This window comes from Pseudomonas sp. SWRI92 (genome assembly GCF_014268685.1).
GTDB lineage: Bacteria > Pseudomonadota > Gammaproteobacteria > Pseudomonadales > Pseudomonadaceae > Aquipseudomonas > Aquipseudomonas marvdashtae.
The window spans coordinates 14,575-39,344 of sequence record NZ_JABWQY010000018.1; the positions used below are offsets into that span (position 1 = coordinate 14,575).

At 59.3% G+C, this 24,770-nt stretch carries 33 protein-coding genes; 13 read left to right on the forward strand and 20 right to left on the reverse strand.

The genetic code is table 11. The features are described from left to right. Position 1: 1 nt before the first annotated feature. From HU762_RS26795 to HU762_RS22395, 18 genes are all read right to left on the reverse strand, one after another. Positions 2–1,585 (reverse strand): phage tail protein, encoded by a 1,584-nt coding sequence (locus tag HU762_RS26795; RefSeq protein WP_238340424.1) that lies wholly within the window; start codon positions 1,583–1,585, stop codon positions 2–4. An 8-nt stretch (positions 1,586–1,593) separates the two neighbouring features. Beyond that, the gene (locus HU762_RS22315; RefSeq protein WP_186640693.1) at positions 1,594–2,118 is read right to left on the reverse strand and encodes a phage tail protein; all 525 of its coding nucleotides are present in this window, start codon (positions 2,116–2,118) and stop codon (positions 1,594–1,596) included. Continuing rightward, complete coding sequence (locus tag HU762_RS22320; protein WP_186640694.1) at positions 2,111–3,286, reverse strand: baseplate J/gp47 family protein; 1,176 nt, start codon at positions 3,284–3,286, stop codon at positions 2,111–2,113. The genes HU762_RS22315 and HU762_RS22320 overlap by 8 nt, the downstream gene beginning before the upstream one ends. After that, entirely contained in the window at positions 3,283–3,600 is a 318-nt protein-coding gene (locus HU762_RS22325) for a DUF2590 family protein (protein WP_186640695.1), read from the reverse strand. Before HU762_RS22325 ends, HU762_RS22320 begins: the two co-directional genes overlap by 4 nt. Next, positions 3,597–5,582: a phage tail tape measure protein gene (locus HU762_RS22330; RefSeq protein WP_186640696.1), complete on the reverse strand. Its 1,986-nt coding sequence runs from the start codon at positions 5,580–5,582 to the stop codon at positions 3,597–3,599. Before HU762_RS22330 ends, HU762_RS22325 begins: the two co-directional genes overlap by 4 nt. Before the next feature lie 170 nt (positions 5,583–5,752). Further along, the gene (locus HU762_RS22335; RefSeq protein WP_186640697.1) at positions 5,753–6,046 is read right to left on the reverse strand and encodes a putative phage tail assembly chaperone; all 294 of its coding nucleotides are present in this window, start codon (positions 6,044–6,046) and stop codon (positions 5,753–5,755) included. 42 nt (positions 6,047–6,088) lie between these two features. Continuing rightward, on the reverse strand, positions 6,089–6,544 hold the full coding sequence (locus tag HU762_RS22340; RefSeq protein ID WP_186640698.1) for a lysis system i-spanin subunit Rz: 456 nt from the start codon (positions 6,542–6,544) through the stop codon (positions 6,089–6,091). Beyond that, positions 6,544–7,077 (reverse strand): lysozyme, encoded by a 534-nt coding sequence (locus HU762_RS22345; protein ID WP_186640699.1) that lies wholly within the window; start codon positions 7,075–7,077, stop codon positions 6,544–6,546. Before HU762_RS22345 ends, HU762_RS22340 begins: the two co-directional genes overlap by 1 nt. Beyond that, a complete protein-coding gene (locus HU762_RS22350; protein ID WP_112192989.1) occupies positions 7,074–7,370 on the reverse strand; it encodes a hypothetical protein in 297 nt (98 codons plus the stop codon). The genes HU762_RS22345 and HU762_RS22350 overlap by 4 nt, the downstream gene beginning before the upstream one ends. Continuing rightward, a complete protein-coding gene (locus HU762_RS22355; RefSeq protein ID WP_078834475.1) occupies positions 7,367–7,579 on the reverse strand; it encodes a TraR/DksA C4-type zinc finger protein in 213 nt (70 codons plus the stop codon). The genes HU762_RS22350 and HU762_RS22355 overlap by 4 nt, the downstream gene beginning before the upstream one ends. Then, positions 7,579–8,028: a DUF2597 family protein gene (locus HU762_RS22360; protein ID WP_186640701.1), complete on the reverse strand. Its 450-nt coding sequence runs from the start codon at positions 8,026–8,028 to the stop codon at positions 7,579–7,581. The genes HU762_RS22355 and HU762_RS22360 overlap by 1 nt, the downstream gene beginning before the upstream one ends. Positions 8,029–8,034: 6 nt before the next feature. Continuing rightward, positions 8,035–9,150 carry a DUF2586 domain-containing protein gene (locus HU762_RS22365; RefSeq protein ID WP_186640703.1) on the reverse strand — a complete coding sequence of 372 codons (1,116 nt, stop codon included), beginning with the start codon at positions 9,148–9,150 and terminating at the stop codon, positions 8,035–8,037. An 11-nt stretch (positions 9,151–9,161) separates the two neighbouring features. Continuing rightward, entirely contained in the window at positions 9,162–9,842 is a 681-nt protein-coding gene (locus HU762_RS22370) for a phage virion morphogenesis protein (RefSeq protein ID WP_186640705.1), read from the reverse strand. Beyond that, positions 9,832–10,278, reverse strand: coding sequence for a phage tail protein (locus HU762_RS22375; RefSeq protein ID WP_186640707.1), 447 nt, complete (start codon positions 10,276–10,278; stop codon positions 9,832–9,834). The genes HU762_RS22370 and HU762_RS22375 overlap by 11 nt, the downstream gene beginning before the upstream one ends. After that, positions 10,275–10,736, reverse strand: a complete 462-nt coding sequence (locus tag HU762_RS22380; protein ID WP_186640709.1) for a head completion/stabilization protein — start codon at positions 10,734–10,736, stop codon at positions 10,275–10,277. Before HU762_RS22380 ends, HU762_RS22375 begins: the two co-directional genes overlap by 4 nt. Positions 10,737–10,833: 97 nt before the next feature. Continuing rightward, positions 10,834–11,559, reverse strand: a complete 726-nt coding sequence (gene gpM / locus HU762_RS22385; RefSeq protein ID WP_186640710.1) for a phage terminase small subunit — start codon at positions 11,557–11,559, stop codon at positions 10,834–10,836. Then, positions 11,556–12,575, reverse strand: a complete 1,020-nt coding sequence (locus HU762_RS22390; protein ID WP_186640712.1) for a phage major capsid protein, P2 family — start codon at positions 12,573–12,575, stop codon at positions 11,556–11,558. The genes gpM and HU762_RS22390 overlap by 4 nt, the downstream gene beginning before the upstream one ends. A 1-nt stretch (position 12,576) precedes the next feature. Then, positions 12,577–13,497 carry a GPO family capsid scaffolding protein gene (locus tag HU762_RS22395; protein ID WP_186640714.1) on the reverse strand — a complete coding sequence of 307 codons (921 nt, stop codon included), beginning with the start codon at positions 13,495–13,497 and terminating at the stop codon, positions 12,577–12,579. Positions 13,498–13,658: 161 nt separating this feature from the next. Here HU762_RS22395 and HU762_RS26800 point away from each other — a divergent pair, with 161 nt between their 5' ends. The 3 genes from HU762_RS26800 (at position 13,659) to HU762_RS22405 (ending at position 16,829) form a co-directional block, all read left to right on the forward strand. Beyond that, positions 13,659–15,716 carry a terminase family protein gene (locus HU762_RS26800; RefSeq protein ID WP_238340425.1) on the forward strand — a complete coding sequence of 686 codons (2,058 nt, stop codon included), beginning with the start codon at positions 13,659–13,661 and terminating at the stop codon, positions 15,714–15,716. Continuing rightward, entirely contained in the window at positions 15,655–16,497 is an 843-nt protein-coding gene (locus HU762_RS22400; protein ID WP_238340427.1) for a phage portal protein, read from the forward strand. Before HU762_RS26800 ends, HU762_RS22400 begins: the two co-directional genes overlap by 62 nt. A gap of 74 nt (positions 16,498–16,571) precedes the next feature. Then, positions 16,572–16,829 carry an ogr/Delta-like zinc finger family protein gene (locus tag HU762_RS22405; RefSeq protein ID WP_186640718.1) on the forward strand — a complete coding sequence of 86 codons (258 nt, stop codon included), beginning with the start codon at positions 16,572–16,574 and terminating at the stop codon, positions 16,827–16,829. Positions 16,830–16,867: 38 nt separating this feature from the next. Here HU762_RS22405 and HU762_RS22410 read toward each other — a convergent pair whose 3' ends face one another. Together HU762_RS22410 and HU762_RS22415 are read right to left on the reverse strand one after the other, a co-directional pair. Continuing rightward, on the reverse strand, positions 16,868–17,053 hold the full coding sequence (locus tag HU762_RS22410; protein ID WP_186640720.1) for a hypothetical protein: 186 nt from the start codon (positions 17,051–17,053) through the stop codon (positions 16,868–16,870). A 75-nt stretch (positions 17,054–17,128) separates the two neighbouring features. Then, on the reverse strand, positions 17,129–17,422 hold the full coding sequence (locus tag HU762_RS22415; protein WP_189684717.1) for a helix-turn-helix transcriptional regulator: 294 nt from the start codon (positions 17,420–17,422) through the stop codon (positions 17,129–17,131). 141 nt (positions 17,423–17,563) lie between these two features. Between HU762_RS22415 and HU762_RS22420 the strand changes: the two genes are divergently transcribed. From HU762_RS22420 to HU762_RS22465, 10 genes are all read left to right on the forward strand, one after another. Then, on the forward strand, positions 17,564–17,776 hold the full coding sequence (locus HU762_RS22420; protein WP_186640723.1) for a DNA-binding protein: 213 nt from the start codon (positions 17,564–17,566) through the stop codon (positions 17,774–17,776). 29 nt (positions 17,777–17,805) lie between these two features. Further along, positions 17,806–18,285, forward strand: a complete 480-nt coding sequence (locus HU762_RS22425; RefSeq protein WP_272976360.1) for a YmfL family putative regulatory protein — start codon at positions 17,806–17,808, stop codon at positions 18,283–18,285. Beyond that, positions 18,282–18,647 carry a hypothetical protein gene (locus HU762_RS22430; protein WP_186640727.1) on the forward strand — a complete coding sequence of 122 codons (366 nt, stop codon included), beginning with the start codon at positions 18,282–18,284 and terminating at the stop codon, positions 18,645–18,647. The genes HU762_RS22425 and HU762_RS22430 overlap by 4 nt, the downstream gene beginning before the upstream one ends. 73 nt (positions 18,648–18,720) lie before the next feature. After that, positions 18,721–18,954, forward strand: coding sequence for a hypothetical protein (locus tag HU762_RS22435; protein ID WP_186640729.1), 234 nt, complete (start codon positions 18,721–18,723; stop codon positions 18,952–18,954). 4 nt (positions 18,955–18,958) lie between these two features. Beyond that, the gene (locus HU762_RS22440) at positions 18,959–21,757 is read left to right on the forward strand and encodes a toprim domain-containing protein (RefSeq protein WP_186640731.1); all 2,799 of its coding nucleotides are present in this window, start codon (positions 18,959–18,961) and stop codon (positions 21,755–21,757) included. Positions 21,758–21,772: 15 nt separating this feature from the next. Then, positions 21,773–22,066, forward strand: coding sequence for a hypothetical protein (locus tag HU762_RS22445; protein ID WP_186640733.1), 294 nt, complete (start codon positions 21,773–21,775; stop codon positions 22,064–22,066). Between the two features lie 66 nt (positions 22,067–22,132). Further along, positions 22,133–22,381 (forward strand): hypothetical protein, encoded by a 249-nt coding sequence (locus tag HU762_RS22450; RefSeq protein WP_186640735.1) that lies wholly within the window; start codon positions 22,133–22,135, stop codon positions 22,379–22,381. Next, entirely contained in the window at positions 22,374–22,544 is a 171-nt protein-coding gene (locus HU762_RS22455; RefSeq protein WP_186640737.1) for a hypothetical protein, read from the forward strand. The genes HU762_RS22450 and HU762_RS22455 overlap by 8 nt, the downstream gene beginning before the upstream one ends. A 106-nt stretch (positions 22,545–22,650) precedes the next feature. Beyond that, positions 22,651–23,814 (forward strand): DUF3596 domain-containing protein, encoded by a 1,164-nt coding sequence (locus tag HU762_RS22460; RefSeq protein WP_186640739.1) that lies wholly within the window; start codon positions 22,651–22,653, stop codon positions 23,812–23,814. Between the two features lie 266 nt (positions 23,815–24,080). Next, the gene (locus HU762_RS22465) at positions 24,081–24,725 is read left to right on the forward strand and encodes a hypothetical protein (protein WP_186640741.1); all 645 of its coding nucleotides are present in this window, start codon (positions 24,081–24,083) and stop codon (positions 24,723–24,725) included. Positions 24,726–24,770: the final 45 nt, after the last annotated feature.

Genomic DNA, 24,770 nt, shown 5'->3' on the forward strand with positions numbered 1-24,770 from the left:
GTCAGATTCCGAAGGCAAACCAGGGGATGTCGCCAATTGAAGTATTGGTGTCGTGATCGCCGGCGACTTCAAATCCGGTGAGGGTGTGACCGGGCTTAATCACAGTAGCGACGGCGCCTGTAATGACGGCGCTGCGGCTAATCACTGCGTCGACGTAAAAGACCTCACTGGTAAACGCTATTGGGAACGTCACCGGGTAGAACGTCTGATTGAGGCCCACCGACTCCAAGCGCCCCCAAACTATTTTCAGGCTCAGCATCCAGCTTGGAAAAATGATGTACTTCAGCCCCTTGACCATTCCCCAACGAAGTTTTTTCGAGGTGATATAGGCCGTATCGTCTATGCCCTGGTCAGTCTGAGTTTGGGTTGCGACCCGTGCCCCACCAGCCACAGCCTCGGTGGCTTGAGTTGCCGCGACAGCTATCGTCACATCTGTGGAACCGTCGAAAGTCACGTTGCCGGTCATTGCACCGCCCAGCGTGATCTTACGGGCAGTTGCCCACCTAGCGGCTTTGCCGACAACAGTAGCGCCCGAAACGATGTTGGCGATCGCCGTCCAGATCAGCGCCGCCGCTGTTTTCACCGCCTTGGTGGTTGCCAGAATCGCGCTGCTGTTGGTCTCCGAATCATCACTGATCGCATTGGGCAGGTTCCCCAGTTTCACGTCATCCTTGGTCGTTGCACGGGCACGCAGGTCAGGGTAATCACCCACTCGAGCCGCAAAGTGCGTCACCAGCGGACCGCTGATCGCTTCGACTGAGCGCCGATCGGTGATGGTTGCGGACGTTGGAAAATCGGCAATGGCCACGCAATAGTGCTTTGCACCTGCGCTATCGGTGTAGTCCGCTTTATCAGCCCCAAACACCACTTGCCAACTGGCCACCACATCGCTCAGTTCGCGCTGCAGCGACACGTCCAACCACGCGGTGGTCGGAAACGCTGGCGGTACGATCACCAAAGCGGTCGACCGCTGCAGGCGAATGCCCTCCACGTACCCGGTGCCGGGTTTTACCTGGTAGACGCTGCCGACCTTTTCCACCTGCAGGGAACTGCCGAAGAAACAGGCCCGGCCGAACACATCGCGATTGCTCTGGCGCTCGCGCTCGTCAATGCCGGCCAGGCGCACGGTGAAATCATGCTGCCAGGTGTTGGCATCGATCGTGATTCCGGTCAGCGCCTGGGCGCCATCGAACACCACCAGGAAGTTGCGGGTCAGGTTATTGCCGATCTGCAGCGGCGGGATGTTCCGGCGCTTCTGTTGAACGGGCACATAGGCCACGGCAAACAGCACGTTTTCTGCCGTTTCCAGGCCGATCCAGTTGAAATCCCAGTCACCGATATCAGACCCGATCTGCGCGCTGTACACGATCTGGTTGGGATTCACATAGCCGGCGTTTTCGTCTGGAATCGTGTAGCTGTAGACGATCTGTGCCGCAGCTGGCTTGCCGGCGGCTCGATCCACTGGGTCACTGGCATCGAGTCCTAGAACATTGGCAAAAATGAAGCGAGCCACTTTCAAACCCGTGTGAGCGGCTTGCTTTTGGGCGATCAGGTTTTCACCTGCAAGGGTAATGCTGGCTCCCATGAGGGCTCCTACAGGCTGGCAACCAGCGTTTGCTGGTCGTCGTGGAAGTGAACGATGCCGGCGGATAGCTGGATCGGGGTCATGGTTGAGAAGTCGTAGCGGCGGCAGGTGCGGCCGTATTGCTGGATCAGCACGCGCAGCAGCTCGGGGTTTTGTGACAGCTGGGAGTCGGTAAAGCGCAGCAGCACCACGTCCCAATCACGGTCGGGCTGGCGCTCGTCGATCTCGACATAGCCCACACCCAGGCGCACCAGGATGCGTTTCATCCCGGCTGTGCTGCCGGCGTCCACCGCGTTGATGAAAGCGTGTTTCACGCGCAGCCGATAAAGGGCTTCAGGTTCATCCTTGAAGCGGGTGATGTCGCGCTGCCAGGCCAGCAGATCGAGTACGGTCAGGTGGCAGGTGTCGGCATCCATCTGCAGCAAGGGCCAGCGCAGCCAACCCTCGACCTTTTCCCACCAGCCCTGGGCAGCGTCCTTGAGCTTGGTCAGTTCGGTACCGGCCAGCCAGAACTTCAAATCGAGCTTAATCATGCAGCACCACCTGCAGACTCTCGATCCGAGGAATGTTCAACTCAGACACAATGTCGGCATTAGCGAAGTGCAGCGACTCAATGCCGGCGAACTGCTGGTGCAACTCCTCGCCCAGGCGGCTGAAGGAAAACCGCGACTGAGGAAAGGTCAGGGTCGGCTGGTAGTCGCTCGCGGTACTCTCGCGGAACGCCGCTCGGATGAACTGTTCGGCACCGTCCTCCAGGGCCTGCCGCTGCTCGGTGGTCAGGGTAGAACGGGGCCAGATCTCGACACTCAGCGCATGCTGGGTTTCTGGCATCACCATCACCAGAAGATCATCGCCGTGGCCATGGTTGCCCTGGTCACGGATATGGGCGTTGATTTGCTCCAGGTAAGTCGCCGCCGGCACGTCTGCCTCAAACAGCACAAAGGCATTGGCGCTGCCGGGTCCACGTGGGGCCCCGTGCTCGAAGTAAACACCATCGGGCCGAACACCCGGGAACGCGGAAATCATGGCCCGATACACCGCGTCGGTGTGCCACTGGTTGACCGCCGAGAACTGGTTGCGTGTGCGCAGGCGCAACTCGTCATTGCCCTCCGGATCGGCGCCGGGAGTAGTCAACCAGCCGTCGTTATTAACCACCTGGGCAATGCCCGGCACTGGTACCGGCAGAATGGCGTAATAACCCGGGGCCAGGTTGAACCCTGACCCCGTGTCGACCGCCTCCACGGGGATTTCCAACTGCATAAGGCCGTCGGTGAACAAACCCGGGGCCGTGGTCACCAGCTGGTAAACGTGACCATTGATCGCGGCGGACTGCACCACCGTTCCGGCGGGAACCTCCATCGCGCCGCCGGCGGCCGTACGGGTGAACAGCAACACGCCCCGGGCTTTAGTCGCGCCCTTGCGCTCGACGTTCACCGCCCAGGCCAGCATGTCCAACCAAGCATCCACAGCGGTTTTGACAAAGAAGTTCGGCAGCACAGTGGCCACGAAGAACTCCAGGATCCATAGCACTGGTTTGGTTACCAGCGCGGTGATCACCCGCCAGAACGGCGAATACGCGCTGGTGTTGCTCAGTTTGCTGCCCTGCTCGGCAACCTCAACTTCCCAGGCTTGACGCAGGCCTGCCTCGGTGGTCGGAATGCCAGCGTCAGCCAGCGCCTGCTTGAAATCTACGTCGCTCACAACGTTACCTCGATCGTGCCGAATTTCAGGGTGGTGGCCGTCACCAGGTACTGCCCTGGCTCCAGTTGAGTGATCAGCGCGGTACCGGGTACCAGGCGCTCGTCCGCTTCCACCAACAGCTCCAGTTGCTGGATACAGTCGCGCTGCTTGAGCCGATCGCGCTCAGCAACCAGAGTCACCAGCAGACCGCTGTCGCGGATCATGTGAGCGAGATCCTGGGCAATGCTCGCCCGGTCATCGATGAGCAGCGGCTGACGGGATAGATCCAGTACCAGGTCGTTGTCATGGATCAGCAGGTCGATGTATTCGCTCATCCCGGCACCGCCATGCTCATCATGTTTTCCAACTCCAGCGGGGTCATGGGCTTGGCGGTGTTGATGTTCAGGGTTTCCACGTGAGTGCCTTTGTTCTGGCTGCTGTTGTTGTTCTGGATGCTGGTCAGCAAGCCACCCGGCGGCACGGCGTTGGGCCGCGCCGGCGATAGGCTTGGAATGGCTGCATTGATGGTCTGCTGGGCGCGCTGCGCCGCTGCAGCGCTGTCTATGGTGTTGACGCCAATGTCTGTACCGGGCACCTCGGGCATGGCGCCAAAGCGGGCTTCAATGTCGACGCCGGGGATCTTGTTCAGCATCTCGATCAGGTTATTGATCGCGGAATGAAAGATCGCGACGATCCCGTCCCACGCAGCCTTGGCCATCCCGGACCAGCCGCCCATCGAGGCGAACCACTCCGACAGCGCGGTCAGTTGGTCGCTGACCCACTTGAACGCCTCGCTGTTCATCAACGCGGCCGTCCACTCGTCCCAGTACACAACGGCCGCGATCACCGCAGCGACCAACGCCAGAACACCGATGACAACCCAGGCCACCGGGTTGGCCAGCAGCGCCGCGTTGACCAGCCAGATCGCGCCCTGCCAGAGCATCATCCCGGCTCGAATTAACGCCATCGTGGTGTACAGCACCGTCAGACCGGCCACGTACAAGGCGATGACAGCCACCTGCAGCAGAAATCCAGCAATGGCCCGCAGGTTGAGCAATTGCACCACCTTCCAAACGGTCACCATGGCCAACCAAGCCATACGGCCGGCGCCGATGGCGAAGGTCAGCAGGGACATGGCCGCAATCAGCGCCAGGATCGTCAGCGTGACGATGCCGATCACCCGGGTGATGTTGGGAAACATCTGCGTCCAGCGGGTCATGCTGCCGGCGATGCCCGACAGTTTGGCCATCAGCGGCGTGAGGATCGGGATCAGCGCCTGGCCGAAGGCAATGCGCAGCGCTTCAACGGCCGCCCCGAACTGTTGCCACGGATCGACCATGGCCATGGCCATGTTCTGCGCATCCTCTAGGCCCCGCACCTTGCCCAGCTTTTCCATGCCGTTGCGCAAGCGATCGGTGTCCTTAGCCAGGGCGCCGATCACCTGCGCGCCCTCCCCGCCAAACGCTTCCATCAGCTTGGCGCTGGCCGACGCGCTGGTCAGATCGCCCAGCTTGCCCTGCAGCTTGTCCATGATCTGCAGCATGGGAAGCGCTTTGCCGTTGGAGTCAGTGAACTTCACGCCCATTTTTTCGGACGCAGCACCCAGGTTTTCGAAAAACGCCTTATAGCGCCCGCCGGCGTCGCCGCCTTCCATGGTGCTGCTGAGCGAGCCGATCACCGCAAACTGTTCGGCGATATCGACGCCAGCCGCGGTGGCGATTGAGCCTACTTCTTTGAAAGCATCCTTGAGCTGGGCGCCGTCGGTGCGGAACAGCTGCACGGCCAGGGCGGTCTGCCCACCGAGTTTTTCAACCCATTCGCCCTTGCCCATGGCGTCGGCTTGGCCCTTGAACAGGTTGTACATGGTGCCCACGTAGGCGCCCATGGTTTCGGCGTCGGACTTGGTGGCCTTGGCCAACAGGTTGCTGGTGTTGGTGAAGGTCGCCAGCTGGCTGCCGGTCAGCCCCTTGATAGCCCCCTCAATGCTGTAGGCCGACGCCACAAAATCCCGGGCGTTCTCGCCATAGTTCACCGAGAACTCCAGGGCCTTCTGATTCAGCGCGGTCAGCGCGTCCTCGGCCACGCCCAGCGACTTGACCTCGCCCAAGGCGCGGTTCATCTCCAGAGCGGGCTGCAGTGACTCGTTGATGCCGACAAAAGCGCCGGTAACGCCCGCCAAGCCCATGGCCATGGTCTTGATGTTCTTTTCGCTTTGCTCAGTCAGCTCGGAAAAGCCCATTTTCACCTTGCCCAGGGGTGCGGTGACCTTGTCGGTCAGGGCCAGGATGAAATCGAGGCGGGCGCTACGGTCAGCCATGCGGTGCTATCCATTCAAGGCGTGGGCGATGCCGTTGGCCACGGCGAACTCCATGCGCTTCCAGTGTTCGTCTTCCAGCCACTTGGCCGTGCCCATGTTTTCAATACTGGGCTCGGCGCCAGGCAGCCATCGGTTGGTCAGGGCCAGCAGCTGGCCGAGACCGTCCTTGGTCAGGCGGTCAGCGTGCTCAAGGGCTTTTTTACGATGATCTCGACGTCGGGGGCGTACTCCTCGAGCAGCGCGCCGGCGATTTGCATGGTCATCACTGGGTTGGCCAACACCTCGCGCAAGCCGGCCTTTTCGGCGGGCAACACGGTGCTGCTCAGCAGGTTGAAGGAAGGCGCCACCTTGTTGTTGGCGGTCATGGCGTTGAAGTACTTGGTCACGTCCTGGGGCGTCAGGGTGAAGGTGAATTCCTTGTCGCCGACTTCCAGGGTGATGTCGCGGGCTTGGATCTGGCTCATGTTCGTATCCATTATGGTGGTTGGTTTGAAGGGTTTTTCGGGTCAGCGCAGGCACACCTGGTGCACGTAGTCCTGCAGGCCCAGGATCATTTGTTTACTGAGGGCAAGCTGATCTCTGAGGGTGAAATAATCCGGTCGAGCGTCAGTTGCGAGTTCGGCGGCGGCTGCATCAGCCACGCCGCCGGCGCTGGCTTTTTCGGCACCGGCGGCGCTGCAGGTGGCGTTGACGCGCAGCCGCTGACGGCGATCGTCAACAGACTGGCGAAGCTCAAGGTTTGAAGCGCGTTCATCGGCAAGCTCCAGGGTTCGTTTAAGATCGATCGCGTCACGGTAGGCCAGCATTTCGCCGCTGATGCGGGCGGCTTCGCGAAGCCCCGACACTTCGAACAATGCGTCGTCACGTTCCTGGCGGGCGGTGTCGCGCTGCCCCTCCAGAATGTTGAAGCCAACAAACGCCACCAGGCACAGCACCAGGGGAAACAGTATCTCGCGCAGCATCACAAGCCCTCCGCGCACATCGCCGCTTCGGCACGCCGGCGAGCGTGTAACCCCGGCACAAAGCGCTTGCGGCCCTGGGCGTCGGTGACCGAAGCCCACACCGGACTCTTGCCATCGGGGCCCCAAGCGAGCGCCTTGCAGCCTTCGGCGATCTTGCCGGCATTGATCAGGCCCACGGCCCGACTGGCGCATGTGCTGGGTACGCCGAAGTTGTGGCCATGGCTACTCAGGGCGTCGAAGGTCTTCTGCTCGATCGCCGGGTTGGTCAGGCAGTCAGCCAGCGTCAGTTGGCCTTTCTCGACCACCAGCTGCTCCACCTCGGCGCAGCGCTCCGGCGACCAGTAGTCACCGACCACCAGCGGATACGGGCTGGTGTAACGAGTGATGCCTTTGCACACCGTAGGCAGGCCTCGGGCCAACTGGTCGGGGTAGACGACGTTCTGGCCGTTGCCTTCCCACTTGCCCAGGAACGCGAGCAAAGGCGCGCTGACCAGCACGATGGCGCCCGTGGCGATCTTGTTACGCAGGCTCATGGGAACAGGATCCGCAATAGCGCCGGCCCGACCATCTGCGCGACCACACCCAGCACTGTCAGCACCGCCAACATGCGGGTGACCTTGGTACCAATATCGGACACGGTGGCAGTAAGTTCGCGCTGGCCATCGTTCAAATCCGATAGCTGCACAGCCATGTGTTCGAACTCGCCTTCCAGCCTGGTGACGCGAGTCGGCACGGTTTCGTGACGTTCTTCCAGGTCGCCGACGCGGTGTTCAAGCACAGCGAAGCGGCTTTCCAGAGTGCCTTTGGGCTTGGCGCGTGCGGTCATCGGCGCTGTCCTTGCTCAGTAAGGGATTGGCACGGCACGCAGCGGGTAATTCCGCCCAGGGCCTGGCGCTTTTCCGGGATTGGCTTATCGCAATCTTTGCAATGGGTCAGGCTTGGCCCGCTCGGCCGTGCTGCAGCAAGTGCGGCCGCGATTGCAGCGTCACGCTGACGTTGCTCCAGGGCTTGGGCGCGATCGAACGGGCAAACCATCAGCGCAAGCCCTCGATCTCTGCAGCGGCCAGGTACGGCACGCCGTTGACGCGGATAAAGTCCGGACTGGTGACCTCGAAAGGCACCTTGTGCTTGGACTTCTCGCCACCTTTGGGGTCGACACTGAGCAGGCTGGACACCTTCAATTTGCAGCCGAAGGCCTCGATGCGCAGCTCTTCCTCGCCGGCCTTGGCGAAGAACACCGAGTCGAAGGGTTCCAACTGTCGGAAGCTGCCGGCAGAACGTGCGGCCTCGATCAGCAGGTTGAAGTTGCTGGTGTCGAATTCGAATTCGCCGCTGGCCGCCACGTCGCCGTCGACATGCCCGTTGGGCACGCCCCGGGTCTGCGCCACGGCGGTGTTGTCGGTGATATCCAGGGTGCAGCTTTCGACATGAATCTGCAGGTCGCCCAGGTTGATGTCGAAGTTTTTACCGCCAATACGGGACATACGGGATTACTCCGAATCGTCGTTAGAAAGGTCCAGGGCGATGTTCGCCGTCAGGTCTTTCGGGCAATTGAGGGGCTTGATCTTGATGTACACCTCGACCTTGGTTTTGGTGTGCCACACCAGCTGGATATCGCCGTCTTTCGGGGATTCGATCTCGCCCGGGAACACCTGGCCAGCGAAGGTCGTGGACTTGGCCATCACGCGCAGCGGCTTCATAAAGGCGCTGATGGCGGCCGCCATGCTATTGGCCGTATTGTTCAAGCGCCGATCGGCAACGCGAAGGATCAGCAGCGGGCGCACCTGGCGGGCGGCTTTGTCCGCCAAACGCAAGTACTCAACCACCTGGAAGTCGCTCGCCGGCGCGTCGAGCATGTTGCCGTCGCCCCAGAACACGCCCGGGTAGTCCGGATAGGTCTGCGAGACGGAGAAGCGCGCCTTGTCGAGTTCCGAGCGGATGGCCGAAGGCAACGGCACGCCGTTCATGTCTTTGGGCACAGGGCCCAGGCCCAACACGGCACCGCTGGCCACGCGCATGGGGCTGTCGGCAATACTGACTGCAGCATTAGCCAGTCGCCCAGCCAGAACGCCCAGGTCATTACCGTGCAACTGGGGCACGACCAGGACACGCGGCGCAGCCAGATCCTTGGTGATCGCCTTCTGTTCGGTCAGGTAGTCCGACCAGGACTGCTGGGCAACGATGCCTGCGGTGCTGGTCATCACGAACAGGCGGCGCCCGTAGGTGTTGCTGACGGCAATTGCAGCGTCGTGCATCGCTGACAGTTCCGCTGCAGCGGCTACCGGCTTAGTGATCACCACCGCCTCAACGGAAAAGCCTTGTTGCTGGGCCATTTCGAGTGCATCGGACCAGTTGCCGTCTACTGCGATCGGAGCCGCCAGGCACGCCCAGCGGTCGCCACCGTTAAGGCGTGCTGCAGTGACCTGGGTTTTCAGATCGCTGTCGGGCAGGCCTAGCATTACGTCCAGGTCGCTATCGGTGTTTAGAGCGATCAGGCTGCCTACGCTTTTAGCGCCGGGGCCGATGAACAGGAAATAGCGCTCGATCTCGGTCACGGCACCCTGGCCGAGGTTGAGATTGTTGACGCTGACTTTGCCAAGTGCCATGCAGTGCCTCGTTATTTGGGAGAGTTGAGAATTTGTGCCAGCACCTGGTTAACCAGCAGGCTGGTATCCCGGTCAGTGCTGACGCCCAGGAACTGGCGCTTGGGCAGGGTTATTTCCCAACTTTGCGCGCCGGTGCCTTCGGCTTTTTCGTCAGACAGGATGCGAATTAGCAGCCCGGCCTTGGCGTAGTTCACGTGTTCTTGAATCCACGCTACGGACGGCCGTGTCAGGCTCTTTTTGCCAGCCTGGCGAACCTTGAAACCCAGGCGGCGCAAGCGCTTTGCTTGTTTGTCCGTCGCGGCCAGGCCTTCAGGAACCCTGTTCCACCGGCGCATCTGGGCGGCGGTACGACGCTCACTCACGCCATGGTGTTGTTGCGCAGCGACCCAAGCGGTCAAGCCGTTTCGCCATCCCAGCGTTGCTGAATCGGGGCTCACGCTTGTGACTTGGAGCAACTTGCCAAGGCCGGCTTCCATCTTCTTTTTGCCCTTGGCGTCGCCCTTCCGCGCTTCGAAGGCCGAACCGTCCAAGTTGCGCTGTTCGCGGATCCGCTTACGGCTCATGGTGCGCACGCGCTTGGTAACGTTGTTCAGCAAACGTCGGCGCAGCTGCGGGGGCAGGCTCAACAGGGCCAGTTGCTCGCGAACGCCCAGGTGGCCCCGTACGTCCAGTTCGAAAGTGCTACGCGCCACCGCCGCGGACCTCGCCGTGTTCAGCGGTCCACAGATCGAAGTCGACCAGGCCCCACGTTTTGCCAAACGCATCGATCAGACCGTTGGGATCCTCAGCCAGGTGCTGGGCCTCGACGAACTCAAGGGTCAGTTCCAGGTCGGCTTCGTCCGGGGTGGCCTGGTCGACGGCAAAGGTCGGCGCCGGCAGGTCGTCGTCCCGATCGGGGTCGTTGGATTCAAGCCAGCCGCCCAGGAGCGCCATCAGCAACGCGGGGTTACCGGCGAATCGCTCGATCACGAACACGGCGCGGTAACGCATATCGCCCATGTGCAGGCCCCGCGTGCCCGGTTTCCAGATCAGATCCAGATTGACCTGCTCAGCCCAACTGTCGATCTGTTCCGGCAGCACCAAGTTGAGGCCGATCAAATAGGTGGTGAGGGCACGGAGCTTGTTCATAGCAGCGCCGCCGTGATGCGGCCACGGCCCTGCAGCGAACGAACGGCCTGTTGGCTGAACGCCAGGAAGGTTTCCGGGCGATCGGGCAATTCCTTGCCCAGGTTTTCCGCGCTCTCGCGGCGGACTATGGTCACGAACTGGGGCAGCAGGCTGGCTTTGGCTCTGCAGTAAACGGCGCGCTTGTATGTCGCTGCTTGAAAGGTGCGCTTAGGTAGAACCGTGGTGTCTGCAGACTCAACGCTTGACACTCCAAGGCCCTGCCATCGCGCTTTTAACTTGGCCAGGTCGCTGTTGACTTCGGTCATCGCCGTGGTCAACTCATCGGTCAGCAGTTCCACCAGGTATTCCGCCGGTAGGCGATAGCCCTTCTGAAACTCGCCCACATCGAGGTTCGGCCAAAAGCCGTCGTTCTCGATCGCCAGTTCCACCAGGGTGGTGGGTTTACCTGAAAAGCTCATGCTGACCGCTCAAATAGGGCGGGGAGCCTGTTTTCAGTGGGACGGTCCATAGCTGGGCGGCTCACTTCCACAGGGCCCCGCTGGGGGGGGTAGTCGGTTATTCGTTGGCCGGGGTGGCGGCCGCTTGTTTTGCCAGGGCCTTGCGGACCTTTTCGATACGGGTGTCGTTGCCGGCCTGGGCGTACAGCTCCGTTGAGCGCTCCAGGTGCTTGAGTGCCACCTCAAAATTCCCGGCTTCAATGGCGCGAATACCGATCAACTTGTGGTACTTGCTCGGGATCTGTTCCGTCAGTTGCCATTCACCGTCAACCAGGGGCAGCAGATCGGAGAGGTAAGGCTCCGGGCTGCGGTTGGCTTTGTATTCGGCGTAGGCCCACTCACACACGGCGTCTGCGACAAAGGTCTGGATGTCGCGGCGCTTGAATCGCTCCGGCATCTGCTGGCCCTGCTCTATCAGGAAGTCGGCCAGCTCCAACGCGTCATCGAACTGCGCGGTATCGAACAGCCAGATCAATACCTGCACCGCAACGCGATTCGGGAAATTGAGCCCAGATTCGCAGTAGCGCTGGACGTATTCCTGGTACTTAGGCAGCAGCTCTTCACGCTTAAGTGCCTGGCGTCCGGCCAGGCCATTGATCGCGCTGATGCGTGCCAGGTCCTGGTCCAGCGCGGCTTCCTGCAGCAGCAGGTGCTTGCGCGCATTGGCGGGGCTGCTCAGTGCCTCCGCTGGCGAATAAGGCAGGGCTGCGGAGGCGGCAGCCGCCACAACGGCGGCGCCCCCCAGCGCGATGGTGCGGCGCTTATGCGCTAGGGCCAGACTCACGCGACCAGCTCCACGTTTTCGGTCATGGCGAACTTTTCCAGCTGCTCGATCACATAACCTTCATTGCGGCTGTTGTAGTCCTCGACGCGGGAGCGCTTCGGATTGTCGATGGTCTGCTTACGCCAGCTGGAGTCCTGGAAGTAGATCGACAGGTTGTCCCAGCTGGTGACGACCACACCGTTGACCGGGAAGAACGGCACGCTAAAGCTAGGCAAGCCGCCATAGGTAGCGATTACCTGGGCTTCTTCGATACGCTCTTTTTCGGTCGGGGTGTCGCCCTGCTTCGAATACAGCTTGGCCTTGTCAGCGGCCAACAGGTCGGTACCGATAATCGCAATCAGGTCGCCGGCATCACGCAGACGCTCGTCCACCAGTTGCTTGGTGTCATGCACCAGGGCATCGAGGTTGGCATAGTCGCCACCCGCGCCGAGGGTGACCTTGCCGGCGACATTGCCTTCCTTGAGAACCTGGGCCGGAATTTGCTCGCGGGCCTGTTGCAGCCAGCCTTTGTTGACGTCCTGCAGCATCGGATATTGGGCAATATCGGTCTGCACAGCAGCATGGGTGCCGTGGAAGCCAACCATAATGCGGTCCAGCGCGATCTGCTTTTGCACAGCAGCGGAATAGCGCTGATGGAAGTCCGGGAACTTGGCCCAGGCGTCGATTTTGGCGTACGGCAAGCCCACATCGGATTCGGTGGAAGACAACTCGTAGGTGGACTGATCCAGCGACGACGCATCCTTGGCTTCGCGATCGGTGGTTTTGGTGTTGGTGCGGCCCGTGACCGGACCCGAAACGCCGATGAAGACCTTCTGCCCCTTGATCTCGGTCACCGGAATGACGTTGATACGCCCCAAGAAGTCGGACTTGGCCGTGATGGCGTCGTTCAGCTCCTGGGCAATGGTCGGATCAACGCTAAACATCTTGGTAGCCAGGTCGACGCCATAGCTTTCTGCGATGGCGACCTGCAGCTCTGCGAACATTTGGGCGCCAAAGGCGCTCAGGGAGTAGGCCATGTTAGAGCACCCGCTTTTTGACGGTGGTTACCGGGCCGGGGTTGCGCGGCAACTGGCGACCGGTGGAGTTGTTTTGCAGGACGCTGAACTGCTTCTGTAGCGCATCCAGCTTGGCAAGTACTGACTGGTTGCCCTTGCTCTGGCGGCGGAATTCGCGCTCTTGCTCGGCGGTGGCCACGATGTCATCCACGGCCGTGCTGACGTCATCAATCAGGTCCTGATCGGGCTCAGGTGCATCTGCGGCGGCAGGCTCAATGACGGCTTGAAGGCCGGCAGCGACAACCAGCAGCTGCGCCACCAGGGCTGTCAAAGCCGTTGCTGTAGCTTCATCCATTGGGGGGTTGCTCTCTGTTTGGGGTTGAGTGGTTTCGGCGGGCAGCGCACCGGTGGCGAAACGCTTGAAGAAGCCGGTCAGGGCATCAATCAGTCCGGTTTCGGCGGTGTTGGGGCTGTCGTCCTGCAGGCGGCCGAGTTCGACCGAAGCGGCGTAGTAGGAGGCGCGGTTGTTCTTGTGGGAGAAGTAGAGTTCCTGAGTGCCCACGCTGGCGGGCTGGTCGGTAACACCCAAACCAGTGAGATAGGCTTTGCCCTTGCCACGGAAGTCCGGGGTAATTTCGATGCTGCTGAATAGCTTTTGGCCCTGATCATTCAAGTACAGCAGGCGGTCGTTGGGCTTCAATTGCGCTTCCAACGCCACTTCGCCCGGCTCCAGGTCTTCGGCTTCTTCCACCAGGCGCACCGCGTAAACGGTGCCGTGGGAGCCTGGCCAGCGTTCGTGGTCGCACCAGATCACCGCCGTGTAGAACGAAGGCTTGTAGGTTTCAGCGATATCGCGCAGTTCCTGGGGAAGGATCACGCGCCCATCAACGGTGGCTCCGCTGGTGGCGACACGTTTCCAGAACGATACAAGGGAACGGGGCATGGATTTGACTGCGCTCAATCACTGAATGAGCCGCCAAGATAGGGATCAGTCAGCCCTCAAACAAACGGTTCAAATGCGCGTTTCTCCTATATTTGAGATATAGGCGTATCACGGAATTTAACCCCGCGTTTCCAGCGTTTTCGCCGCATAGACTGCGGCCCATGTACTACTCGACCGAAGTTAAAGAAGCCGCGAAACGCCTATTTCTGCGCCGCTATAAGGCCAAGGAAATTCAGGCGCAGCTCAACCTGCCCAACATCCGGATCGTCTACTACTGGATCCGCCAGGGCGGGTGGGAAGACATGTTGTCGGAAGAAGAACCGCTGACGGCCGTCGGCCGGCGGATCACCCTGCTCCTGGACAAGGTAGGCAGCCTGTCCAAAGACGATCTCAACGAACTGGATCGACTGACCGCCGTTCGCGAACGCCTGCTGAAACAAGCGGCCAAGCCCGCACCGGTGGCGGCATCGAACGGCGACGCCCTGGACGAGCCCCAAGAACCGCGCAAGCGCTCGCGTGGGGAACGCTCCAGCCGTGGCGAGGGCGGCGACAAGAAAAAGGAGAAGAAGGCCAAGAACGACATCAGCGGTCTGACCGAAGTCGACTTCCTGGATAAATTCATCAGCAAGATGTACCGCTATCAGCAAGAGTTGTTTGCCGCCAAGCAAAACCCGCTGACGAGCCGGATTCGCAACATCCTCAAAAGCCGCCAGGTAGGCCTGACCTACTACTTCGCCGGCGAAGCGTTCATGGATGCGGTACTGACTGGCGACAACCAAGTGTTCCTGTCGGCCAGTCGCTCCCAGTCGGAGATTTTCCGCAGCTACATCATCCAGTTTGCCAAGCAGTGGTTCGACATCGAGCTGACCGGCAACCCGATCACACTCAGCAACGGCGCCGAACTGCGCTTCCTATCGACCAACAGCAGCACCGCCCAGGGCTACCACGGGCACGTCTACGTCGACGAATACTTCTGGATCCGCGACTTCGAAAAGCTCAGCACCGTGGCCAGCGCCATGGGTACCCACAAGAAGTGGCGCAAAACCTACTTTTCCACCCCAAGTGCGGTGTCACACCAGGCGTACCCGTTTTGGTCGGGCGAGGAATTCCGCAATAGCAAGCGCGGCAAGAAAGCCGGCGGTACCTGGCCCACCGAGGCGTCCTACACTCAGGGTGCGCTGTGCCCCGACGGCCAATGGCGCAAGACCATCACTATCCAGGATGCGATCGACGGCGGCTGTGATCTGTTCGACCTCGAGCAGCTGCAGCTGGAGTACGACGAAGATAAATTCCAGCAGCTGTTTTACTGCAAGTTCATTGACAGCAGCCAGAGCGCGTTCGGGCTCAAGGATCTGGAGCGCTGCTATTCCGACCTATCGTTGTGGGAAGACTACAACCCGGAGCTAGACCGACCTTTCGGCAGCAGTCCGGTGTGGCTTGGCTACGATCCGAGCCGCACCCGCGACGACGCCACGTGCGTGGTGGTGGCCCCGCCGCTGGAACCCGGGGCGAAATTCCGCATCCTGGAAAAGCACAGCTGGCGAGGACATTCGTTCAACTACCAGGCGGCCCAGGTCAAAAAGCTCACAGAGCGTTTCAACGTCCAACACATCGGCATCGACATCACCGGCGTGGGCTATGGCGTGTTCGACCTGGTGCGCGACTTCTACCCTAAAGCCACGCCGATCCATTACAGCCTTGAGACCAAGAACCTGTTGGTACTCAAGGCCCAGGACACGATCCAGGGTAGCCGCATCGAGTGGGACGCCGGCTGGACAGACATCGCCCAGGCGTTCCTGACCATCAAGCGCGGCACCACCAACAGCGGACAGGTCACCTACAGCGCTTCACGCACCGACGCCACCGGTCATGCCGATATTGCCTGGTCAATCATGCATGCCCTGTTCAATGAACCCCTCAACACCAACAAGCGGCGCCGTAGCCGCTACGTCACGAGCGGAACCAATGCCCAAGCCACGACACAAAAAGTCCCAAATCAGCCAACAAGCGCGACAGCCGCAGCCCATGCGGGCGTTTACCTTCGGAGAACCCGAACAGGTGCTGTCGGGCAATATCGGCGAGTACCTGGGGGTGTTTCTCAGCGACGACGGCGAGATCTACAAACCGCCAGTATCGCGGGCAGGCCTGGCCAAGCTGCTGCGCGCCAACGCGCACCACGGCGCCATTCCGAAGTTCAAGCGAAACCTGCTACTGCGTGAATTCATCCCGTCCGAGGGCTGCAGCACGCAGACCATGGGCAGGGCTAGCCTGGATTACATGGTGTTTGGCGAGGCGTATTTCTATCGCGACACCAATGCGTTCGGCGAAGTGCTTGAGATGCAGCACCTCCCGGCGATCAACATGCGGGTAAAGGTCGACGGCGGGTTTCGGATGCTGCTGCCCGACAGCAAGTTCATGGACTTCGACCAGGACGAAATCGAACACGTGTTGGACTACGACGTAGAGCAGAACATTTACGGAGTGCCTGACTACCTGGGCGGCCTGCAGGCGCTGCTGCTCAACGAAGCCGCGACCCTGTTCCGCCGACGCTACTACAGCAACGGCGCGCACGCGGGCTACATCTTCTACACCAACGACCCGGACCTGACCGAGGAAGACGAAGACAACCTGCGAGCCCAAATCAGCGCCAGCAAGGGCGTGGGTAACTTCCGTTCGATGTTCGTCAACATCCCCAACGGCAAGGAAAACGCGATCCAGATCATCCCCGTGGGGGACTTCCAAGCCAAGGATGAGCTGGAGAAGGTGAAGAACATCACCCGCAACGATGTGATCGCCGCCTGGCGTATGAACCCTGCCCTGGCCGGAATCATCCCCGAGAACAACGGGGGGTTTGGCGACATCGAGAAGATCGATCGCGTGTACACCAGCAACGAGATCAGGCCGATTTGCCAGTTGTTCAACCAGGTGAATGACGCCCTTCGGAGAGACAGACGAATCAACTGGAGAGAGCCGACCTCAGCAGCGGAAAGCGCTAACTGATATTTCAAAGATAGAGAAAAATCCTGCACCGCATGCGAAAATAGTGGCAATTTGCTGCGCCCTGGGGAGGGAACATGAGAGTTACTTGTAAATGCGGACACAAAGGCCGAATTGCATCACGTGAGGTGCTATCTGCCGATTTCGCGAAACTGTATTGCCAGTGCCTGGACGCAAAGTGTGGGCACAGCTGGGTCGCGAATCTCACGTTTTCCCACACGCTAAGCCCGTCTGCACAGACGTTCGACAGGCTCCTGATGGATCGATTGCGAGACATGCCCAGGGCCCAGCAGCGTGAGCTATTCGAAAAGCTTGGATCGCAGGCAGTCGCATGATGCAAACCGCCGACAACCAAATGCCGGCGGCTCAGGAATCAATCGTCGTTGGACTGATCCGGATTGCCCATCAGCGCTTCGGTCAGCCTGCGCAATTGCTCCTGGTCACGACGGCTCAACTGGCGATAGAAACCTATCAGGCGTCTTTCAATGTGCGAAAGCTCATATCGCGCAGATGCAGCTATTTCAACGTAACCGACATCGGCGTTCTTGCGATCCAACATGCTTACCACTCCATAAAATCCATTGCTGACGCACTAATATGGGGGCGAGCTGAAGGCAAGACAGGCACAGCGTGGTCAGTTTGCTCCTTTGACAGCATCGTCTGCCATTGCCTTAAGGAAGCGTCGAATCGCTCTTTGATCATCCGCCGGGATACTGCGGTACTGCTGAACAATGCTGTCTTCAACTTCACTCAGCGAATCAAGGGCGAGCGTGCTGCGCCGTCCTGTGAGGATGTAGGGCACATCGAACTCGAACTGAACCGCAACTTTACTCAGGTACGACGCAGTGGCATCGCTAGATCCAGCCTCGTAGTTCGCCTGTGTTCGTTTTGCTATCCCAAGTGCTTCCGCGACCTGGTTCTGTGTCATGCCGCATCGCTTCCGTTCTTCTTGCAGCCGAGAACCGATCTCTTCAGAAAGATGCACTTTTTTTCATCCTTACTATTTACAAGTGCACCTAAGTGCATCATTGTGCATCTCACACCACATGATATTGCACGGATCTGCACTATGCCGAACTCAAGCGTCACCGAGCAAGCCCGTCAGCAAGCACGGGAAGCATTAGAAAAACGGGGCCAGTCCGCCAAAGACTTCGCCACCAAACATCAGCTCAACCCCAGCACCGTCTATGCGGTCCTGAGTGGCCAAAGCCAGTGCCGTCGTGGGGAAGCACATCGAGCTGCCGTTCTGCTGGGGATCAAAGACGGCGAAATTGCACGGTAATGGCCGGGGCTCTGAGGGAACAGCAGAAGATGAAAAGTCGGGTTCTAAAAACACGCCGCGAGGTAGTTAGCGCAATTATTTGCACCTTTGAAGGTGGACGCGAATGCGCCGCCGCCAGGATCGGTCTGCCGCTCAAGAAGTTTGATAACCATGCCTATGAGAACAACAACTGCCGTCCATTAACCGATGTGCAGATCTGCCAGCTGGAGCAAGTCACTGGCACCCAGCACTTCGCCAACTACGTAGCGGCAATGTACGGTGGCATGTTCGTACCAGTGGCTCATCCCGAGAACCTGGACAACGTAGAGATGTACGCACGGGCGATGCAAAGCTCGGCTAAGCGAGGGACTGTCGATCAAGCGATTGCTCAGGCGCTTGAAGACGGCGTGATCACTGACACCGAAGCCGAGTTGATACGGGACGCTCACACACTACATATGGCGGCACGGACTGCCGAAGTCTATGCAGCGATCGACCTCTACCGCGCCAAATCGGGGAAAGCCAAATGAACGCTCAGACCAATACGCTGAATTATCAGGAATACATGCAGAACACCGCGCTGGCATTCCTTGAGCGTCATCAAGCCGAACACCTGGGCGACCTATCGGCGCTTCTCAACCGTGCAGTCAATCACCTGGTCAGCAGTTTCGATGTGGCGGAACCGATTGCAATCAAACTGACCTCGCTTGCCCACGTCGAGCTGGTCGAAATTGCCTTTCGCCAGCGCCTCGATCTGGACTACAGCAGCGACACCGTTGTGGTGATCAAGGATCCCGTCAAGGGCCATTGCTGGTCCGTGCCCGTCAGCCTGATCTATGAACGCATCTTGAACGCCCCTGACAACGTGCGTTTGCGCTCCGCGAACTCCTAACACCAACCCAACCAATCGCCGGCCCCACGTTCCGTGGGTTTGGGTGAGCTGCGCCCGAAATCGAGGTTTAACGATGGCAAACGCCGTGATTGTCACCACCCAACTGCCACCGGCCGAGGCCGAAGCGTTGCTGGCCAACCTGCGTGAGCAGTATCGCTTGAGCCTCAACGAACACTGGTACGCAGACCAGTTCCGCCTTGTTGCGAACGGTCTGCGCCACGGCGCAATCCTCGCCCATGTCCCGGTAATGGCTGCACAAAAACGCCTGATGGCAGCCCTGTCCCACAGCCTCAAAGCAGTGAAGTAACCCCATGAAAGAAGATCTACGCCACGACGTGTTGCAACGCCTCCAGTCCGACTTCGGGCTCAAGCACCGCACGGGCACCGACTACATGCGCGGCGGCACCTGCCCGAAGTGCAAAAAGAAAGAGCTGTACTCCCGCTTTGACACGCCATGGATGGTGATTTGTGGGCGCCCTGAAAAGTGTGGCCACACCCTGCACGTGAAAGAGCTGTACGACGATCTGTTTGAAGATTGGAGCAAACGTGCGCCGGCGACAGACCAACATCCCAACGCCACCGCACGCGCTTACCTGGAGTTCGCCCGAGGCTTTCGGTTTGAGCTGATCCAGGGATGGTTCACCCAGGAAACATTCTATTCCGTTGAACACAACGCCGGCAGCGCTACTGTGCGGTTCGCCCTGGATAAAGGTGGCTGGTGGGAACGCCTGATCGATCAGCCGCACCGCTTCGGCAAGATGAAGGCCCGCTTCAAATCCAAGGACAGCTATCGCGGCGTCTGGTGGTGTCCGCCCTGCATCGATCTGCTTGAAGCCAAGGAGATCTGGATTGTCGAAGGGATCTTCGACGCCATCTCCCTGGTGCACCACGACATCGCGGCCGTGTCTGCAATGTCCTCCAACGCATTTCCTGGGGACTCGCTCAAGGCACTGATTAAAACCCGGGAAGGCGGGAAGCTGCCCAAGCTGGTTTGGGCTTTGGATAATGAGCCAAGCGCAAACGCCTACACCAGACGTTGGGTCCGCGAAGCACGTGCCCTGGGCTTCGTATGCGAGTCAGCACAGATCCCACAGCGCGACGGCCGCAAGGCGGACTGGAACGATCTCCATCAGCGCTGGAGCTTCATCCAGGACGATACCAAGCGTGCCGGACAGATCGCTACCGACCTCAAGCAAGCCCGTCACCTGGGAGCCTTGCTGCTGGCAGAGAGCGCGGCGGAAAAAGCCTTGCTCATGTACGACTGGAACAAGCGCGGGGAATTTCACCTGGGCTTTGGGAGCCGTCTGTACTGGTTTAAGTTGGACATGGAGAAATTCAACCGGGCCATGTCCGACATCGAGGACAGCGAGAACCACGACGACCAGTTGCTAAACCAATCGCAACAGCGCGAAAAGGCGCTGCAGCAGTCCGGCAGCGTCGTAGAGATCGCCAATTGCTACCCACAAGCCTTGTATTTCCAGCGCAACGAGGTAACGGACGAGTCCTGGTACTACCTACGCGTGGACTTCCCGCACGATTCGGAAAGTGTGAAAAACACCTTCACCAGCGGTCAGCTATCGGCCGCGAGCGAATTCAAAAAGCGACTGCTCGGTATGGCGGCAGGTGCCATGTTTACCGGTAGCGGCCAGCAGCTCGACAAGCTCATGAAGGATCAACTGTTCGGCATCAAAACCGTTTCGACGATCGACTACGTGGGCTACAGCAAGGAATACGCCTGCTACGTCTACGGCGATATCGCGATCAAGGACGGCACCACCTACAAGGTCAACAGCGAAGACTATTTCGAGTTCGGCAAGCTGCGCCTGAAAACCCTGCAGAAAGGCGTCCCTATCAAGCTGCAGCGCGAAGCTAAAGGCTTTGATGAGAAGTGGGTGCAGTTGCTGTGGACCTGCTTCGGCGCCCAGGGCTTTGTCGCATTGGTGTTCTTTTTTGGCTCGCTGTTCTGCGAACAGATCCGCACCCGCTACCAGTCTTTCCCGTTCCTGGAAGCCACCGGTGAGGCCGGCGCCGGCAAAACCACCCTATTGAACCTCCTCTGGAAACTACTCGGCCGCGAAGGCTATGAAGGATTTGACCCTATGAAGTCTACCAAGGCCGGGCGCTCTCGCTTGATGGGTCAGGTTTCCGGCATGCCGGTTGTGTTCCTGGAAGCCGATCGCCACAGCGATGATCGAGCGCACGCTAAAACCTTCGAATGGGACGAGCTGAAGGACTTCTATGGCGGCGGCACCCTGGCTACGAAGGGAGTCAAGACCGCCGGTAATGAGACATACGAGCCACCATTCAGGGGAACGATCGCTATCAGCCAGAACGCGGCCGTGGTCGCGCACGAAGCGATCATGACGCGCATCGTAAAGCTGCACTTTGTGCGCCCAACCGTCACTCCGGAAAGCCGTGCTGCAGCTGATCAGTTGAACGCGCTGGATGGCGGCACTATGAGCCACTTCCTGTTGCGGGCCGTGGGCAAAGAGTCCGCGGTGCTTGAGCTGTTCGCCCAGCGTATGCCCGAACACGAAGCGAAGCTGCGCCGTCTGCACACTCACTGCTTTGCCTGCAGCTCCGCGTATGTCAGCGACCAGGGCAACTGCAGCAGTTGCGGCTATGACCTGCGCGGCTACATCCGGGTCGAGCGCATCAGCAAGAACCACGCTCAACTGCTCTCACTGCTGGATGGCCTGCGCCTGGTCCTGAAATTGAGTGATCCCCAGGTCGCCGCCACCCAACGCCAGATCGTGCGGATGGCCATCGAGCGCCAGGCGTCGATCAGCTCCGACCACGCGGCCGTGGCCGAGTTTTGGGAGGTTTACGACTACCTCGAATCCTTGAGCGAAGACCCGGTGGTGGACCACAGCAGTGACCCCACTGTGATCGCTATCAACCTCAACGAATTTTGCGAGCGCGCCGCCGAACACAAACAGAAGTTGGCCGACGTTGCCACGTTGCGCGACCTGCTCAAAGAGTCCCGTTCCCGCAAGTTTCTGGATAGCAACAAGGCCGTACACAGCGCTGTACGGGCAGCGTTCAACAGCCGCAACCCCTGTTCACAACCCCGGCCGACCACAGTGAAGTGCTGGACATTCAAGGCGTAAAGGAGAGCAAGACCGATGCAAATCCAAGTGTTTATGGGCAATGCCGGCGACGGCAAAACAAACAAGTTGCAGTCAGTACAGGACCGCCTGGACTTCGCCGGCGAGAGCGCGCCGATCATTCAAGCCGGGGCTTATGGGGAGGCTGGCTTGCTGGAGATCCTGGAAGTCCGAGCAGCCGGTGGCCAGCGAGAAATCCTGGTGGACGACTGCAGCCGGCAACAAATCTTGAGGGTACTCGAGTGGCAATCATGTGTTGAACATGAGCCGAATTTTGACGACCTGGTGATCCACCTGGCCCGTAAGGACTGACCTTTTAAGAAACAGTGCCGAGGAGTTGCAGCTCCTCGACACCCAACCACAGCAGAGGGCTATACCATGCAAGCACAGAACCTAAGCAGCAGCGGCACGAAGGCTACCACACCGGCGCGACACCTGGTGGCCACCGCGATTATCGGCGCGGCCGTCATTGGCTACCTGGTGCACAAAACCCCTGAATCCCGGACCCGCCTCGAAAGCTTCAGCCAAATGGCCAACACCCTGGGCGAATTGAGCGAAACGGATGCGGCCGTAGTTGCCCAACTGCTCGCCACCCCCGCAATTCGGGGTGCATCACGCAATGTCTAACAGTCCTGCAGCAACGCCAGTACGGCGCTTTCCTTGGAACATCGATTACACCAGCGTGTGCGACCAATGCGGCAAGTGGCGCGCCCAGGGCAATCATCTGAAATGCAGCCGGCGGCGTCAGTTGCAGAATGCCCATCTACGCAACCACAAGCCCAAGCCATAAGCCGCGTCCACCAGAAGATGCGCTTCCAGATACTTGGCCCGGAAACGGGCCTTTTTGTTTCCGATCGTCAGACTGTCGATATACGAGTACAGCGTTAGGGGTTTACATGAGTGGGGTCGAAGCTCGCGGGAAATCCGTGAGAATCTATTTTCAGTACAACGGGGAGAAATGCCGGGAAACGATCCCGGGTGGCAACACACCGAGCATCGTGGCCCAGGCAAAGCGCCTGGTCGATATCATCGAATACGAGATCCAGACCGGCACGTTCGATTATGCGCGGCACTTCCCCAACTCGGCCAAGCTGGTCGAAAACACCTTCGGGCACTACCTGGACCTGTGGTTAAAGATCAAAGCCAACAGCGTTGCTGCGTCGAGTTATCGAGGCTATGCCAACAAGGCAGAGGTTCATGTGCGGCCGCGCTGGGGGAAGGTACAGATCGACAAGATCGATCACCTGGACCTGCAGGAGTGGATCCAGGGAACCCTTTCTAAAACGCTGAAGAACAAAACCATTCGCGACATCATCAGCAACGTACGCCAGGTGTTCCGGCTCTACCGCACGCGGATGAAAGTCGCCCACGACCCCACCGAAGGTTTGATGGTGCGCCTGCCGGATCCCGAGGCGCCAGACCCGTTCACCCGGGCGGAAATCAAGCAGATCCTGGAAACACCGACCACCCGCACTCATGAGCTGTTGATGGTGCAGTTCATGCTATGGGCGGGGCCCCGGGTTTCAGAAACCATTGCCCTGGCCTGGGAGGACGTCGATCTAGAACAAGGCACGGTGACGTTTCGCCGATCAAAAGTGCGCGGTGCTTATCGCGTGACGAAAACCCGGCGCTCAATGCGCAAGGTTCGCCTGCTGGCTCCCGCGTGGGAGGCCTTGCGCAAGATCGATGCACTGACGCGTAGGCGAAAAGCGGAAACCGTGGATATCGTTGAGCGGGACAACAAGACCGTACGCCGGCACACGCTGCATTTCGTCTTCGTGAACACCAAAAGCGGCCTGCCTCACGCCAACGACTTTGTAGTGCGTGACCGGTTCTTCAAGGCTCATTTACTCGCTGCCGGCGTTCGCTATCGTGGACCAGGTCAATGCCGGCACACATATGCCAGTCAGTTGCTGACCACCGGTATAGCGTCGATCGACTGGATAGCCGAACAAATGGGACATACCAACGGGAACATGATCCGCCAGCATTATGGGACATGGATCAATGAAGACGGGCCGGATGTCGTCGGGATGTTGCAGTTAGCATTGAAGCTTTAACGGCCCATCCCCCAGCCACCCGTTCATAGCCTCCTATCGACCATGTCCGAGATACCCAGTCCAGCCTTCCATGACCGCCCTGGCTGGCCGGACCGGGCCGGCAGGCTGCCGCAACACTTGAAATCAATAGGACAACTGCAATTTATCGTTGCCGGATTGCTGAAATACTCAAGCATGGTATTGTCTTTAATGAGCCGTGAGCTGGCCGAAAGCTTACTCACAGTGGGCGAAAACCACCTAATCTGACGAAATCGGAGCAATTATTCATGCAAACCCCTGTTTACTCGACGTTATTCTCCTGCCTCTATGACGAACCAGAACCAGTTGGGCATCTCGGTCGAGGGTCGCACTACTCGGTCTTTCGATCTGTAGAATGGCTTGATGTCATTCGATCGCCTCTCAAAGTCCCCCAAGTTCATGACTTTGCGGTAATTTGGGATGAAGATCATGACACACGAATAATCGAAATAATCGAATCCATATACATGGCAGGCTTGTTGTCACCTATACAATTCATCGGTGAGCGGAAGGGAACGCTCACAGTTATTGTCGCCGCAAAATTTTACTACAGTGGTAAAGATGCGGCTGATATTATCTCTTATCAGCGCGAGTTACAGAAAATTTGCGATAACCCGAGCCATGGCGACTCCTGGCCAGTTGACCTAGGCATGTTTGATCGCTCCCCTGGATTCCCAACCCACCAAACGGAATTGCATGGTCTGATTAGTGCTGAGGATCACCGTGTAATTACGTACCTACGAAATATCGACTCGCTTTGGCAACTTGGTACAAAATCTTTCACTCCCAAGGTTCAACTAAATACTCTCCCACCATTGCCACCGCTGCCCTCAATTCCGCCATTACCGTCAATCCCGCCACTACCGACACGATCGTCTTTCCCAAACACCTAATCTAGTCATAGTCGTGGCTTAACTTACCGTTCGCTCCAAATAAAA

What these genes read in the sequence shown, in the direction of transcription:
- HU762_RS22330 (WP_186640696.1), bottom strand. Translation starts at nt 5,582, where the DNA reads ATGGCTGACCGTAGCGCCCGCCTCGATTTCATCCTGGCCCTGACCGAC.
- HU762_RS22440 (WP_186640731.1), top strand. Translation starts at nt 18,959, where the DNA reads ATGAAAGAAGATCTACGCCACGACGTGTTGCAACGCCTCCAGTCCGAC.
- HU762_RS22325 (WP_186640695.1), bottom strand. Translation starts at nt 3,600, where the DNA reads ATGAGCGAATACATCGACCTGCTGATCCATGACAACGACCTGGTACTG.
- HU762_RS22405 (WP_186640718.1), top strand. Translation starts at nt 16,572, where the DNA reads ATGAGAGTTACTTGTAAATGCGGACACAAAGGCCGAATTGCATCACGT.
- HU762_RS22435 (WP_186640729.1), top strand. Translation starts at nt 18,721, where the DNA reads ATGGCAAACGCCGTGATTGTCACCACCCAACTGCCACCGGCCGAGGCC.
- HU762_RS22425 (WP_272976360.1), top strand. Translation starts at nt 17,806, where the DNA reads ATGAAAAGTCGGGTTCTAAAAACACGCCGCGAGGTAGTTAGCGCAATT.
- HU762_RS22410 (WP_186640720.1), bottom strand. Translation starts at nt 17,053, where the DNA reads ATGTTGGATCGCAAGAACGCCGATGTCGGTTACGTTGAAATAGCTGCA.
- HU762_RS22345 (WP_186640699.1), bottom strand. Translation starts at nt 7,077, where the DNA reads ATGAGCCTGCGTAACAAGATCGCCACGGGCGCCATCGTGCTGGTCAGC.
- HU762_RS22315 (WP_186640693.1), bottom strand. Translation starts at nt 2,118, where the DNA reads ATGATTAAGCTCGATTTGAAGTTCTGGCTGGCCGGTACCGAACTGACC.
- HU762_RS22355 (WP_078834475.1), bottom strand. Translation starts at nt 7,579, where the DNA reads ATGGTTTGCCCGTTCGATCGCGCCCAAGCCCTGGAGCAACGTCAGCGT.
- HU762_RS22430 (WP_186640727.1), top strand. Translation starts at nt 18,282, where the DNA reads ATGAACGCTCAGACCAATACGCTGAATTATCAGGAATACATGCAGAAC.
- HU762_RS22395 (WP_186640714.1), bottom strand. Translation starts at nt 13,497, where the DNA reads ATGCCCCGTTCCCTTGTATCGTTCTGGAAACGTGTCGCCACCAGCGGA.
- HU762_RS22455 (WP_186640737.1), top strand. Translation starts at nt 22,374, where the DNA reads ATGTCTAACAGTCCTGCAGCAACGCCAGTACGGCGCTTTCCTTGGAAC.
- HU762_RS22340 (WP_186640698.1), bottom strand. Translation starts at nt 6,544, where the DNA reads ATGCTGCGCGAGATACTGTTTCCCCTGGTGCTGTGCCTGGTGGCGTTT.
- HU762_RS22335 (WP_186640697.1), bottom strand. Translation starts at nt 6,046, where the DNA reads ATGAGCCAGATCCAAGCCCGCGACATCACCCTGGAAGTCGGCGACAAG.
- HU762_RS22360 (WP_186640701.1), bottom strand. Translation starts at nt 8,028, where the DNA reads ATGTCCCGTATTGGCGGTAAAAACTTCGACATCAACCTGGGCGACCTG.
- HU762_RS22415 (WP_189684717.1), bottom strand. Translation starts at nt 17,422, where the DNA reads ATGACACAGAACCAGGTCGCGGAAGCACTTGGGATAGCAAAACGAACA.
- HU762_RS22445 (WP_186640733.1), top strand. Translation starts at nt 21,773, where the DNA reads ATGCAAATCCAAGTGTTTATGGGCAATGCCGGCGACGGCAAAACAAAC.
- HU762_RS22380 (WP_186640709.1), bottom strand. Translation starts at nt 10,736, where the DNA reads ATGAGCTTTTCAGGTAAACCCACCACCCTGGTGGAACTGGCGATCGAG.
- HU762_RS22420 (WP_186640723.1), top strand. Translation starts at nt 17,564, where the DNA reads ATGCCGAACTCAAGCGTCACCGAGCAAGCCCGTCAGCAAGCACGGGAA.
- HU762_RS22450 (WP_186640735.1), top strand. Translation starts at nt 22,133, where the DNA reads ATGCAAGCACAGAACCTAAGCAGCAGCGGCACGAAGGCTACCACACCG.
- HU762_RS26800 (WP_238340425.1), top strand. Translation starts at nt 13,659, where the DNA reads ATGTACTACTCGACCGAAGTTAAAGAAGCCGCGAAACGCCTATTTCTG.
- HU762_RS22375 (WP_186640707.1), bottom strand. Translation starts at nt 10,278, where the DNA reads ATGAACAAGCTCCGTGCCCTCACCACCTATTTGATCGGCCTCAACTTG.
- HU762_RS22390 (WP_186640712.1), bottom strand. Translation starts at nt 12,575, where the DNA reads ATGGCCTACTCCCTGAGCGCCTTTGGCGCCCAAATGTTCGCAGAGCTG.
- HU762_RS22365 (WP_186640703.1), bottom strand. Translation starts at nt 9,150, where the DNA reads ATGGCACTTGGCAAAGTCAGCGTCAACAATCTCAACCTCGGCCAGGGT.
- HU762_RS22460 (WP_186640739.1), top strand. Translation starts at nt 22,651, where the DNA reads ATGAGTGGGGTCGAAGCTCGCGGGAAATCCGTGAGAATCTATTTTCAG.
- HU762_RS26795 (WP_238340424.1), bottom strand. Translation starts at nt 1,585, where the DNA reads ATGGGAGCCAGCATTACCCTTGCAGGTGAAAACCTGATCGCCCAAAAG.
- HU762_RS22465 (WP_186640741.1), top strand. Translation starts at nt 24,081, where the DNA reads ATGCAAACCCCTGTTTACTCGACGTTATTCTCCTGCCTCTATGACGAA.
- HU762_RS22350 (WP_112192989.1), bottom strand. Translation starts at nt 7,370, where the DNA reads ATGACCGCACGCGCCAAGCCCAAAGGCACTCTGGAAAGCCGCTTCGCT.